This is a genomic window from Spartobacteria bacterium UBA695 (genome assembly GCA_002298145.1).
In the GTDB taxonomy this organism is placed as follows: Bacteria; Verrucomicrobiota; Verrucomicrobiia; order Chthoniobacterales; family Chthoniobacteraceae; genus UBA695.
The window spans coordinates 201,314-214,099 of the sequence record DBMP01000006.1 but is presented as its reverse complement, the minus strand read 5'-3'; the positions used below and the strand labels follow the sequence as shown (position 1 = coordinate 214,099).

Annotated in this window: 12 protein-coding genes; 4 read left to right on the top strand and 8 right to left on the bottom strand. The window is 63.8% G+C overall.

Features of this window, described 5'->3' with window-relative positions; genetic code table 11:
• Window positions 1-8: 8 nt before the first annotated feature.
• Genes proC through B2828_RS02800 form a run of 4 tightly spaced genes read left to right on the top strand, consistent with a single transcriptional unit; the run spans window position 9 to window position 3,509 of the window.
• Entirely contained in the window at window positions 9-806 is a 798-nt protein-coding gene (proC, locus tag B2828_RS02815) for a pyrroline-5-carboxylate reductase (protein WP_479632165.1), read from the top strand.
• Window positions 803-1,402 carry a tetratricopeptide repeat protein gene (locus B2828_RS02810; RefSeq protein ID WP_479632164.1) on the top strand — a complete coding sequence of 200 codons (600 nt, stop codon included), beginning with the start codon at window positions 803-805 and terminating at the stop codon, window positions 1,400-1,402. Before proC ends, B2828_RS02810 begins: the two co-directional genes overlap by 4 nt.
• Window positions 1,403-1,445: 43 nt before the next feature.
• The gene (locus B2828_RS02805) at window positions 1,446-2,312 is read left to right on the top strand and encodes a D-alanyl-D-alanine carboxypeptidase family protein (RefSeq protein WP_479632163.1); all 867 of its coding nucleotides are present in this window, start codon (window positions 1,446-1,448) and stop codon (window positions 2,310-2,312) included.
• A 21-nt stretch (window positions 2,313-2,333) separates the two neighbouring features.
• Window positions 2,334-3,509 (top strand): aminotransferase class I/II-fold pyridoxal phosphate-dependent enzyme, encoded by a 1,176-nt coding sequence (locus B2828_RS02800; protein WP_479632162.1) that lies wholly within the window; start codon window positions 2,334-2,336, stop codon window positions 3,507-3,509.
• A gap of 133 nt (window positions 3,510-3,642) precedes the next feature.
• On the opposite strand, the gene B2828_RS02795 is transcribed toward B2828_RS02800, so the two are convergent.
• Genes B2828_RS02795 through nuoH form a run of 8 tightly spaced genes read right to left on the bottom strand, consistent with a single transcriptional unit; the run spans window position 3,643 to window position 12,781 of the window.
• Window positions 3,643-4,014: an NADH-quinone oxidoreductase subunit A gene (locus B2828_RS02795; RefSeq protein ID WP_479632161.1), complete on the bottom strand. Its 372-nt coding sequence runs from the start codon at window positions 4,012-4,014 to the stop codon at window positions 3,643-3,645.
• 9 nt (window positions 4,015-4,023) lie between these two features.
• Complete coding sequence (locus B2828_RS02790; protein WP_479632160.1) at window positions 4,024-5,541, bottom strand: NADH-quinone oxidoreductase subunit N; 1,518 nt, start codon at window positions 5,539-5,541, stop codon at window positions 4,024-4,026.
• Complete coding sequence (locus B2828_RS02785) at window positions 5,538-7,070, bottom strand: complex I subunit 4 family protein (RefSeq protein ID WP_479632159.1); 1,533 nt, start codon at window positions 7,068-7,070, stop codon at window positions 5,538-5,540. Before B2828_RS02785 ends, B2828_RS02790 begins: the two co-directional genes overlap by 4 nt.
• A 1-nt stretch (window position 7,071) precedes the next feature.
• A complete protein-coding gene (locus B2828_RS02780) occupies window positions 7,072-8,586 on the bottom strand; it encodes a complex I subunit 4 family protein (protein ID WP_479632158.1) in 1,515 nt (504 codons plus the stop codon).
• Between the two features lie 7 nt (window positions 8,587-8,593).
• The gene (gene nuoL, locus B2828_RS02775; protein ID WP_479632157.1) at window positions 8,594-10,606 is read right to left on the bottom strand and encodes an NADH-quinone oxidoreductase subunit L; all 2,013 of its coding nucleotides are present in this window, start codon (window positions 10,604-10,606) and stop codon (window positions 8,594-8,596) included.
• Between the two features lie 10 nt (window positions 10,607-10,616).
• On the bottom strand, window positions 10,617-10,940 hold the full coding sequence (gene nuoK / locus B2828_RS02770; protein ID WP_479632156.1) for an NADH-quinone oxidoreductase subunit NuoK: 324 nt from the start codon (window positions 10,938-10,940) through the stop codon (window positions 10,617-10,619).
• Window positions 10,937-11,509 carry an NADH-quinone oxidoreductase subunit J family protein gene (locus B2828_RS02765; RefSeq protein ID WP_479632155.1) on the bottom strand — a complete coding sequence of 191 codons (573 nt, stop codon included), beginning with the start codon at window positions 11,507-11,509 and terminating at the stop codon, window positions 10,937-10,939. Before B2828_RS02765 ends, nuoK begins: the two co-directional genes overlap by 4 nt.
• Before the next feature lie 3 nt (window positions 11,510-11,512).
• Complete coding sequence (gene nuoH, locus B2828_RS02760) at window positions 11,513-12,781, bottom strand: NADH-quinone oxidoreductase subunit NuoH (RefSeq protein ID WP_479632154.1); 1,269 nt, start codon at window positions 12,779-12,781, stop codon at window positions 11,513-11,515.
• Between the last annotated feature and the right edge of the window lie 5 nt (window positions 12,782-12,786).

The following is a 12,786-nucleotide window of genomic DNA, read 5'->3' as shown; positions in this document are numbered from 1 at the left end:
GACCCAACATGAAATTAGGTTTTATTGGTTGCGGCAAAATGGCGACGGCCCTCGTGGGCGGCGTCGTGGAAGCGGGCGTTTTCCCGGCGGAATCCATCGCGGTGTACGATTGTTACCCCGCCGCCGCCGAGGTGCTCTCAAAGAAGACCGGCGTGAAAATCGCCGCCAGCGCCGCCGACCTGGCCGCCGAAGTGGACGCCCTGGTCCTGGCCGTGAAACCCGTGGATGCCCTTTCCGCTCTGCGCGACGCGGGCGACGGCCTCAAGGATAAACTCGTCATTTCCATCGTCGCGGGCCTTTCACTTTCCCGCCTGGAGGAAACCGGGGGAGCCGAAACCCGTTTCATCCGCGTCATGCCGAATACCCCGGCCCTGATCCGTCAGGGGGCGGCCGCCTTCGCACGCGGCGGAAGCGCCACCGAGGCCGACGCCGAGCTGGTTCAGAACATCCTCTCTGCCGTGGGCCGGGCCGTCCAGGTAAAGGAAGTGCTCCTCGATGCCGTCACGGGCCTCAGCGGCAGCGGCCCCGCCTTTGTCTATCTCGTCATCGAGGCCCTCGCCGACGGCGGCGTGCTGATGGGCCTCCCGCGCGACCTCGCCCTGCAACTGGCCGCCCAGACCGTGGCCGGTTCTGCCGCCATGGTGCTGAACACCGGCATCCACCCCGCGGCGCTCAAAGACCAGGTCACCAGCCCCGGGGGGACGACCATCGCCGGGGTGGAGGTGCTCGAAACAGCGGCGGTCCGCTCCGCCCTGATGAACGCCGTGCGCGCCGCCACGGAACGTTCCCGCCAACTAGGAGCGTGAAGACTGCCTTTAAGTCCCTGGTATTTGCTGCCCTGGCCCTTACGCTGATGGCCCTGGCACCGTGCGTTCTCGCCGTGGACGAGGAGGAAGCCGCCATCCGGGAGCGCATCCAGAAGGTTCTCGACACTGAGCCGAACAACCCCGCCGCCCTTCTGGAGCAGGGGACCCTGGAATGCCGCGTGCGGAATTTCCCCGCAGCCCTCAAGCCGCTCACCCGCGTCACGCAGCTCACCCCCGAGGACCCCAAAGCCTGGCTCGCCCTGGGGGAAGCCGCGTGCGAGGGGGGCAAGCTCGACCTCGCCTTGGCCGCGCTCTCCCGCGCCGTGCTCCTGGACCCGAAAAACGCCCGAGCCCATAGCTACCTGGGCGTCACCGTCGGCCGCAAAGGCTGGATGGACGGCGCGGAAGCCGAACTGCAACGCGCCCTGGAGCTCGACGACTCGCTGGCCGAGGCCCATTTCAACCTCGCCGTGGTCTACCTGCGGGCCACCCCGCCGATGGTCGAACTTGCCCGCCGCCACTACCGCCGGGCCCGGGATCTTGGGGCCCCGCCCGATTCGCTTGTTGAAAAACAGCTCAGCGAGAGTAAACAATAGGGCTACCCGATTTTGAACAGCGCCGGGGAGCCTGTTTACACAAATGATTCGCAAATTCTTCCAGTATGGACTGGCCGCCCTGATGATGGCGGCCCTTACGGTGCCCGCGGGCGCCACGACCAAGAGAAAATCGCGCGCCACGGCACAGCCGACGCCCGCCTACGAGCCCGGCGGCACGCCGCGCACCCGCGCCGCCTCCGTCGTCGTCGCCGATGCCGTCACGGGCCAGGTCCTTTACGAGAAAAACTCGAATGAGGCCCGCCAGCCCGCCAGTACGCAAAAGCTGCTCACCGCGTTACTCATCGTCGAAGCGGGCAACCTCGACAAGCCCGTCGTCATTCGCGAGACCGACACCTTTGCCGAGCCCGTCAAGCTCGGCGTCCGCCCCGGCGAGATCTACACCCGCCGCGAACTCCTCCGCGTGCTCCTCGTCCACAGCGTCAACGACGTCGCTCGCGCCCTCGCCCGCGACAACGCCGGGAGTGTCGAAGCCTTTGCCGAGAAAATGAATTTCAAAGCCCGCCAGCTCGGGATGCTTCACTCCAATTTCGTCAACCCGAACGGCCTCCCGGCCCCGGGGCAGTACTCCACCGCGCGCGACATGGCCCGCCTGGCCCTGGCCGCTTACCGCAGCGCCACCATCCGCTTGATCGTTGGCACCAAAGACCTCGCCTTCCAGTTTAACAGCGGTCGCGTGGAGACCTTCTCGAACACCAACAAAATGCTCCGCACCCTGCCGTACTGCACCGGCATGAAAACCGGCTATACCCAGATCGCAGGCCATTGCTTGATCTCCAGCGGCAGCCAGAACGGCCGAGAAGTCATCACCGTGGTGCTCGGCGACAAGGACCGCGACTGGCTCTGGCGCGATTCCTCGGCCCTGCTCTCCTGGGGTCTGTCGAAATCGTAACCAGCCCTCACCCCCAAGAAAATGCCCCGGCAGTTCGAAGACGAATTAGATCACCTCAAGCAACAAGCGTTGCTGCGGCGTTTGCGTGAAATCGAGTCGCAGCCCGGCACCGCCATGACCTACGCGGGTCGCAAGCTGATCAACTTTTCCTCCAACGACTACCTGGGCCTGGCGGGCGAGGCGTTCCTGCGCGAAGCGGCCAAGCTGGCCATTGACGAATACGGCGTCGGGGCCACCGCCTCGCGCCTGGTCTGCGGAACGATCTCCCCGCACGTCGCGCTGGAAAAACGCCTCGCCGAGTTCAAGCAAACCGAGGCCGCGCTCACCTTTTCCAGCGGCTACGCTACCTCGCTGGGCACCCTGAGCGCGCTCGCGGCAAAAGGCGACGTCATCATTCTCGACAAACTGGCCCACGCCTCGCTCATCGACGGCGCGCGACTTTCCGGCGCGACCCTGCGCGTCTTCCCGCACAACCAGGTCGACAAGCTGGAAAACCACCTCCAGTGGGCGCGCGATGCCCATCCCGGCGCGCGGGTCGTCGTGGTCATCGAGTCCGTCTACAGCATGGACGGCGACCGGGCCCCGCTGGCCGAGATCGTCGAAGTCAAAGACCGCTACGGAGCGCTGCTGCTCGTGGACGAAGCCCATGCCCTGGGCGTCGTTGGCCCGAACGGACGCGGCTTGGCGCACCGCCTGGGGCTCGCTGATCGCGTGGAAATCCAGATGGGCACGCTCAGCAAAGCCGTCGGCGTCGCAGGCGGCTACATCGTGGGCAAACAGGCGCTCATCGAATGGCTCATCAACCGGGCCCGCTCCTTTGTCTACTCCACCGCGCCGCCCCCGGCCCTTGCCGCCGCCGCCACCGCCGCCATTAATTTCCTCGACAGCCCAGCCGGTGAAACGCGCCGCCATCAGCTTTGGGACAACCTCAAGGTGCTTGCTGCCGGGCTCCCTCCCGGCCTCACGCCCGACCGCCTCCAGAGCGCCATCGTCCCCGTCATGATCGGCGACGAAACCGCCGCGCTGGCCGCCTCGCGGATGTTCTACGACGCTGGGTTCTTCGTCCCTGCGATCCGTTACCCGACCGTTGCGCGCGGCACCGCCCGCCTGCGCCTGACGCTCTCTGCCTCGCACTACGCCGAGGAAATCCAGGCCGTGACCCACGCCCTCTGGGAACTCGACAAACGTGACGTTTGATCCATTTCGCGCTACCGCTCGCTGCAGCGGCTTACGCACGCCGCTGTGGTGATGCGCGGCCCTATCTTAACGACAAAAGGCGCAAGGAACGATAGATCCCTTTGCGCCTTTGCGTCTTTGCGTGAGATTTAAATTACTTCCACTCCAGAATCCCCTTCGCCCAGGCCCAGACAAGGCCTTCGATGAGCAGGAAGAGAAAGAGCAGGATCGCGCCGAAGCTGCCGACGGAGATATTCACGAGCCCCATCGCCGCGAACGGCATCAGGAATACCGTCTCCACGTCGAACACCAGGAACACCAGCGCGTAGAGGTAGTAGTGGGCCTGGAAGCGAACATGCGCCGGGCCCTGGCTCACCAGACCGCATTCGTAGATGGCGCCTTTGTCCTCGCCCGGCTTTGGCGGGTAGAAAATGCGGCACCAGATCCACGCCATCGCGAGCGGCATGAACGGGAACACCACCGCGATGACCAGAAAGAGCGTTAAAAGCAGGTAATCGTAAGACATGAGCGAGCTTTAGGGTTGAGCCACGAGCGCCTTCGCCGGGTTCGCCACGGCGGAGCGGATCGCGTTTTGGATCGGATTCAAGAGAGCGTTGGGATAAAGGCCGAGAGCGACCACCGCCAAGGCGAGCAACCCGACGAAAGCCGAGACGCCGCAGTGGCAGGCACGGTCATGGGCAGGCGCGTCATCCGCCGGAGCCACAAAGACGTGCTTCAAAACAATCACGTAATAGTAAAGCGACACGGCGTTGAACACGATGGCCACGATCAAGAGCCAGAGCAGGCCAAACGAGCCGTCATGGACCGAGGCCACCGACCCGAGCGCCCCCGAGAAGAGGTAGAACTTGCCGAAGAACCCGGCCAGCGGCGGAATTCCCGCGAGCGAAATCATGAAGATCCCCATGCAGAGCGCGAGGCCCGGCGAAGTCCGGTGCAGGCCGTCGAAATGGTCGAGATCCGAGCCGCCCCGGCGCTGTTCCACAATCGCCACGACGCCGAAAGCGCCCAGCGTGGTCGCCGCATACACGATCACATAGAAAAGCACCGAAGCCACGCCGTTCGCATTTGCAGCGGTGAGGCCCAGGAGCATGTAGCCGGATTGCGCAATGGCCGAATAAGCCAGAATGCGCTTTACGTTGCGCTGACTGAGCGCGGCAAGGTTGCCGATGACGACCGAAGCAGCCGCGATCAACGCCAGCAGCGGCAACCAGCCCGCTTGCATCAAGTCCCAGGCGGCGCTGCCGCTGGTCTTGGCGAGGCCGAAGGTCAGGAACTTGGCCAGGATCAGGAACCCGGCCACCTTGGAGCCGGAAGCGATCAGCGCGGCGGAAGAGGTCGGCGCGCCTTCGTAAACGTCCGGAGCCCAGAGATGGAAGGGGACGGCGGCGACCTTGAAACCGAACCCGGCCAGTGCCATTACGATGCCCGCCAGCAGGAGCGGATCGGTTCCGGTCGTGCGGGTGATTGCGGCCAGCTCGCGCAGCGAAGTAACGCCCGTGACGCCATAGATGAGGCTCAGGCCAAAGAGCAGGAATGCCGCGGAAACGCCTCCCACCATGAAGTATTTCAGCGCAGCCTCGGCCGAGGTGCTGCTTTTTTTCAGGTAACCGGTGAGGAGGTAGAGCGGGATGCTCGTCAGCTCCAGGCCGATGAAGATCATTAGCAAATCCTCCGTGCCCACGAGCAGCATCATGCCGATCGTGGAGAAGAGGATGAGCGCCAGGTATTCCGCGAAATGCTCTTTCACGGTGGACCCGTAGGCGAAGACGCAGGCGATGAGGCTCAGCGCGAGAACGGCGACCTTGGCCAGCTGCGTGAGCGGGTCGAGCACGACCATGCCGCCGAAGAGGCTGTAGTTGGCCGGGTGCGTGAGGATCCAGGCCCCGGAGAGGAGGCCGCCGAGGAGCGTCAGGCTCAGGATCATCCCCCGGTGGGACGAGGTGAAGGGAATCAGACCGGCGATGAGCACCACCAGCGCGGCGTCGGCCAGGATCAGCTCGGGCGTGAGCAGGTTAAAAAGAAGCGTGTTCATCGGGCAACCCCCTGGATCAAGTGATGCATCATGGATTGAGAGCTTTCGAAACTGTGCAGAATGGGATCAATGAGAACCTTCGGGAAGAGGCCGACGCCGATCGTTGCGGCCATCAGGATCACGGCTCCCAGGCGTTCGGGGAAGGTAATGGGCGGCAGCGGTTCGTGAGGTTCCGGAGCCGGGGCAGGGGCGGTTTCGCCGGAAATCAGTGCCGGGAAGAAGCTCTTCTGCAAGGCGCGCAGCGTGAAGGCCACGGTGATGCCCACGCCGAGCATGGTGAAAATCAAGAGCACCGGGAAGGCTTTCCACGTCCCGAGCAGGATTTGCAATTCGGCAATGAATCCGCTAAATCCGGGCAGGCCCATCGAAGCCGCCGAGGCCACGGTGAAGGTCAGCGCGGCGAACGGGAGCGACTTGGCAAGGCCCATCGTGCCGAGCACGCTGATTTCGCGCGTGTGGGTGCGGTCGTAAATCATCCGGCCCACGACGGCGAAGAGCAGCCCGCCGATGATGCCGTGCGAGAACATCTGCAACACCGCCCCGCTCAGGCCCAGGCTGTTCAAGGTTAAGAGACCCAGGAGCACGAAGCCCATGTGGTTGATCGACGAATAGCCGACGACGAATTTGAGATCGCGCTGAGCCAGGGCGACCAACGCGCCGTAAAGCAGGCCGATGGTGGCGAGGATGGCCAGCGGCATCCGCCAATATTCGAGGCCCTGCGGGAAAAGCGTCATGGCCACCCGCAGCGCGCCGTAGGAGCCGAGCTTCATGACCACGCCCGCGAGCAGCATGGAAACGGCCGTCGGAGCGGCGACGTGGCCGGTGGGGGCCCACGTGTGGAAGGGCCAGAGACCCGCCAGTACGCCGAAGCCGATGAACATTACCGGGAAGGCCCAGAGCTGGAAGGCGACTGGGAAGGGATACTGCGAGAGCGCGACCAGGTTGAGCGTCCGGCCAGGCGCGAGAATGTAAACGCCGATCAGCCCGAGCAGCACGAGCGCCGAGCCCGCCACGGAGTAAATCGTGAGCTTCATGGCACCGTATTCCCGGTTCGTCGATCCCCAGTTGGAGATGAGGAAGTATTTCGGGATGATCACGACTTCGTAGCAGACGAAAAGCAGGAAGAGATCCAGGCTCTGGAAGACGCCGTAGGAGCCGCCGATGATTGTCAGGAAGAGCGCGAAGAACGCACGCGGCTGCCGGGTGACGTTCCATGAAAAAAGGACGCCGGTAATTGCGATGATGCCCGTCAAGAGCAGCAACACGAGGCTGACGCCATCGGCCCCGGTGGCAAAGTGGATGCCGAGGCTTTCGACCCAGGGAACGTCCACGCCGAATTGCAGCGGCAGCGCCCCGGCGCTCATGTCATAAGCGCGGAAGGCGGCGGCGGCGAAGCCAAACCCGGTCACGGCCGAGAGAAACGCAATCCATTTGGCGGCCCCGCCCCAGCGCATCGGGAGCAGGAGGATGAGGAGTACGCCCGCGAAGGCGGAGACGATCGTTGCGGTAAGAAGATAGGAGGCGGTCATTCTAGAAAATCAGTTTAAGGACCGTGGGGTTAAAGAGCCCGATGAGGAGCTGCGGGTAAATGCCGAGCACGAACATCAGCGCGATGGCGGGGATGACGGTGAGGCGTTCGCCGGTCGAAAGGTCGGGAAATGCCTTCCAGCGCTCCGCGAGCGGTCCCGCGAAGACGCGCTGAATCAAGGTCAGGAGGAACACAGCCGTGACGAATAGGCCGATGGCCGCGAGTGCTGTCGCGCCCGGGGCGATGGCGAAGGAGCCCTTGAAGATGAGGAACTCGCCCACGAATCCGTTCAAGCCCGGCAGACCGAGCGAGGAGAAAATGGCGATCCCCATCAGGCCCGCGAACACCGGGGCGACCTCGCGCAGGCCGCCGAAGTCGTTCAGGCCGCGAAGCCCGCCGCTCCGTTTTTCGATGAAGCCGATGAAGCAGAAGAGGGCGGAGGCGGTGAGGCCGTGGTTAAAGATTTGGAGAATCACGCCGTTCATCGCGGCGGCGCGGTTGACGGTGTCGGCATGGGTCGCGGCGGCCACGGCGAAGAGGCCCAGTAGGCAGTAGCCGAGGTGGTTCACCGAGGAGTAGGCGACGATCCGTTTCAGGTCCCGCTGCGCCAGGGCGGCCAGCGCGGAGAAGACGATGGTGACGACTGCCAGCGCCAGGAGCGGCACCTGCCAGTGGAACATCAGGCCTGGGAATAGTGGGTAGAGCAGCCGCAGGAAACCGTAGACGCCCATTTTGGAGAGGAGCCCGGTGAGCAGCATCGAAACGGGCGCGGGGGCCTCGGTATAAGCGTTGGGCAACCACGTGTGGAGCGGGACGACCGGCACTTTCACGCCGAGGCCGACCAGGATGCCGAGGAAGACCGCGCCGCTGATCCAGCCGGAGAAGGCCGGGAAGGCGGCGCTGAGCGCGTGGCCGAGCTTCTCCTGCCGGGCAAGGGCGGCAAGCTCGGTGAGATCGAAGGTGTGGGTCGCCTGGTAGATTGCCAGGAAGCCGAGCAGCATCGCGAAGCCCGCGAAGAGTGTGTAGATGAAGAACTGCGTGGCGGCCGCTGTCGCCTTTGGGGTGCCGCCGAGGCGGATCAGGAAGAAGGCGGGCACGAGGCTCAGCTCGTAGAAGAAGAACCAGTGGACGAAGTTCAGCGCGGTGAACGTGCCGAAGAGCGTCGTTTCCAAGAGCAGCACGAGGACGACCGCCAGCTTGGAGAGGCCCTTGCCGAAAGCCAGCAGCGAGAACGGTGTGACCAGAGCTGTGAGGACCAGCAGCACGAGGCTGAGGCCGTCGGCGGCGAGGTAGTACTCGATGTGAAGCGAGGGAATCCACTCATAACGCTCGGCGAATTGCAGGCCGCCCGCGGCGCGGTCGTATTGGAACGCCAGCGAGAGCGTCAGGGCGAGCGCGACGAGCGTGGTAAAGAGCCCGGCGAAGCGCAGCTGGCCGGTGCTCTTGGACGGGAGCAGAGCGGCCCAGATGGCGCCGATGAGAGGAATGAACGTGAGGAGAGTAAGGGAATTGCTCATGCCAGTGCTACACTAAAAGCCATCCAATGACGGCGAGGAGAATGACGGTTCCGAGAGCGATCAAGCGCAGGTAACCCTGCACCCGTCCCCCTTCGCACGATGCCGCCGCGCCGCCGTATTCGCGCAGGGCATTGCAGGAGTTGTCGAACCCGAAGTTGATGACGAAACGGTCGATGCCGTTGCTGACGGCCGAGACGAAGAACGACAATGCGGCGACGGCGGAGACGATGCCCGCGAGAATCTGTCGGTCGATCCAGGCGGCGAGGCTGCCGAATCCGTGCAGCGCGCGGATGACGGTTGCGTCGTAGATTTCGTCAATGTAGAGGCGGTTGGCCAGCGCGCGGAAGGCCGGGGCGGCGGCGGTCTGAATCGGATCGACAGCGCCCAGCGGCTTGCGCCCGTAGATCAGCCAGCCCAGCCCGATGCCGAGGAAGACAATGGCTGTCGAGGTCAGGGCGATTTGCAGGAAGCCGGGTTCGGTGAGGCCTTCCAGCGAGAAGTGAGCCGCCTCGCCCTTGAGAAATTCCTCAAACGCAGGCCACGCCGGAGTGGCAGGCAGGGACATCAAAATCGCGGCGGCGGCCAGGATGACGAGCGGGAGGGTCATCACCGCCGGGCTTTCATGCGGGTGGGCATGGCCGCGGTATTGGCCAAAGAAAACATAGGCCATCTGACGCGTCATGTAGAAGGCCGTCAGGAACGCGGCGGCGGTCGCCATGTAGAAGGGCAATTGCGAAACCGGCCAGAGGTGCGCCGCGTGCAGGATGGCGTCCTTGCTCCAGAAGCCGGAGAAGAGAACCGGGAACCCGGCCAGGGCCAGCATGCCGATGGAGTAGGTCACGAATGTCACCGGCATGAACCGGCGCAGGCCTCCCATCTCGCGGATGTCCTGTTCGTCATGCACGCCGTGGATCACGGAACCCGCGCCCATGAAGAGGAGGGCCTTGAAGAAGGCGTGGGCAATAAGGTGGAGCATCGCCACGCCCGGGTGGCCGACGCCTGCGGCCAGCATCATGAAGCCGAGCTGAGAAACGGTCGAGTAAGCCAGGATGCGCTTGATGTCATTCTGCGCCACGGCGATGAGCGCGGCAAAGAGCGCGGTGAAAGCGCCGACGCTTGCCACGACGATCAGCGAAATGGAGTGCGTGCCGGTGGCGGCGAAGATCGGGAAGACGCGGGCGACGAGGTAAACCCCGGCGGCCACCATCGTCGCGGCATGGATCAAGGCGCTGACGGGCGTGGGGCCTTCCATCGCGTCGGGAAGCCAGACGTGGAGCGGAAATTGGCCCGATTTGCCAGCGGCTCCGCAGAAAATCAGGAGCGCGATGATGTTGGAGAGTGCGAGGCCACCGACGAGCGTCTTGGCCATCGTGGCGAGCGCGGCTTGTTCGAGGCAGCCCGCGCCGTTGTCGTAGAAAAGGAGCGTCCCGGCGGCTTTGTAGAGCCAGAACATGCCAATCATAAGCCCCATGTCACCGACGCGCGTGGTGAGGAAGGCCTTCTTTGCGGCGGCGGCGGCGGACGGTTTGAAAAACCAGAAGCCGATCAAGAGATACGAAGCGAGGCCGACCAATTCCCAGCAAACAAAAGTGAGCAGCAGGCTGTTGGAATAGACCACGCCGAGCATCGCGCCGGAGAAGAGGCCCAGGAAGGTGTAGAAGCGCGTGTAGTTGCGGTCCTCCTTCATGTAGCCGTGGCTGTAGATGAAGATGAGGAGCGCGACAAAGGCGACCATCGCGCCCATGACGCCGCTCAATGGATCGACGAGCAAGCCGAGCTTCAGCGTTTCATGGCCGAAGGTGAGCCAGGGGAAGTTGACAAATTCGTGAATCAACCCCGGTTCGCCATTGTCCGCGCACATTGCCAGCAACAGCGCCCAGAGGCTCAGCACGCAAGCAACCGTTTGCGCCCCGATCACCAGCGTGGCCGAGAGCGCTTTCTGTTCCCGTTTCAAGAGCGCCGTGAGGCCCGCCGCCACGAGTGGCAATAGCGGGATGAGCGCGATAAGAAGAAAGTCCATGAGAGTGGGGCTAGCCTTTCAGTTGAGTGGCTTGGTTAACGTCCACGCTGTGCAGACGGCGGTGGACCTGGATCACAATCGCGAGCCCCACGGCGGCTTCGGCGGCGGCGATGGCGATGGAAAAGATCGCGAACATCACGCCGGTAAGCGCTTCCGGGTTCGCGCTGAATTTCCAGAACGCGATGAAATTGAGGTTGCCCGCGCCGAGCATCAGCTCGATGCCGATCAGGACCAGGATCGCGTTGCGGCGGGTCAGCGTCGCGAGCAGGCCGAAGCAAAAGAGCACGGCCGAAATGGCGAGCAGGATTTGCAACATGGGTGTGGTTTGAATCATGAGCGTTTATCCTCCTTGGCGAGAAGCGCGGCGCCGATCATCGCGGCGGTGAGCAGTACGGCCACGGCTTGAAGCGGTAGCAGTGTGTGGGACAAGAGATTTTCGCCGATCTTGGCGACCGGCAGCGTGGGGGCAACCGCCGGGAGCGTGACGCCACCCGCGCGCGGGCTGAAGAAGATCGCGGCGAGCAGGCCGACCAGGACGAGCCCGGTAACGGCCACACCGATCACGGCGTTGACGGCGCTGGAAAGCTTGAAGTGAACGAGCGGATTGTTGCTCGCGCTGACTTCATCCGAGGGCGTCAGCAGGATGGCGAAGATCACCAGCATGGAGACCGCGCCGACGTAGACGAGCAGCTGGACAAACCCGACGAACTCCGCGCCGAGCGCCATGTAGAGCACCCCGAGCGCGGCGAAGCTCAGGACGAGCCAGAGCGCGCAGTGGATCAAGTTGCGGAACACCACGGCTCCGGCGGCGGCGAGCAGCATGATGCCCGCCGGGATGAGGAAGAGCCACTGGGGAAGCTGGTCCCAGGGCAGCGAGAGGAAGCGTTGAAGAAGGTCGTGCATGGGCTATTCGGAGAAATAGTAACGGCGGTTGGTGGGCGAATGCCGGTTGCCAAAGCAGAACCGGCCCAGCAGAAGATACGGTGCGGCGACGAGCACGGCGGAGAGGCCCCAGCCGAGTGCGTTGCGTCCGGCGTAGTGCCAGGCGGCCAGCGCGAGCAGCGCGGCGAAGCTCATCGGCAGCATGAATTTCCAGGCGAACTGCATCATGTGGTCGATGCGCATGCGGGGCAGGGTGGCGCGCACCCAGACGAATGAGAAGGCGATGGCCGCGATCTTCGTGAAGAACCAGACATAGGAGGGGATCCACTCCAGGAACGGGAACGGCGCATTGTAGCCGCCCAAAAAGAGCGTCACGAACATCCCGACGATGGCGAACATGCCGACGTATTCCGCCATGAAGAAGATGGCGTATTTAAACCCGGAATACTCCGTAAGATGTCCCGCGACGAGTTCCGATTCGCCCTCGGGCAAGTCGAACGGGCAGCGGTTGGCTTCGGCGAGCGCTCCGATATAGAAGAGCGCCCCGGCGGCGAAGCCCCATGGCGTGCAGATGTACCAATTGGGGAGGAACCCAGCGGTGTACCCGCTTTGCGCCTGCACGATACCGTCCGGTGAGAGCGTTCCGGCGGCGAAGGCGGCGACGATTGCCGCCATGACCAGCGGCAGTTCGTAGCTGATCATCTGGGCGATGGCGCGCATGGCTCCCATCACGGAATATTTGTTATTGCTCGACCACCCGGCCATGAACACGGCCAGTTCCGTCCCGGCGCTGAGGGCGAAGAAGTAGAGGATGCCGGAGGAAAGGTTGATGGCCGTCATCCCATGGCCGTAGGGCAGAATGGCCGGGAGCATGAGGGCCGGGGCGACCATCATGACGGGCGCAAGGAGATGGACGATCTGATCGGCGGCTCGGGGCACGAGGTCCTCCTTGGTCAGCATCTTGATGCCGTCGGCGACCGGCTGAAAGAGGCCCCACGGGCCCACGCGGTTCGGGCCGTAGCGGTTCTGGGCGCGGGCGAGGATCTTGCGCTCGAATACCGACATCAGCGCGAACATGATCATGAAGACGGCGATGATGGCGACGATGGCGACCAGTGCGCAAATGGCGTCGATGATCCACTGAGGCGTGGTAAAGCCGACGAGCGCGCCGAGCTTGGCGAGGAACTCCCGCAGGAGCCGCATCGTTTCGGTCGGGATGGCGTCCCAGTTTTTCAGGAACAGCCCCAGGAACTGGAGCACGTAATCCCAGATGAGTTTAAAGAAGTCGTTCACGGTGT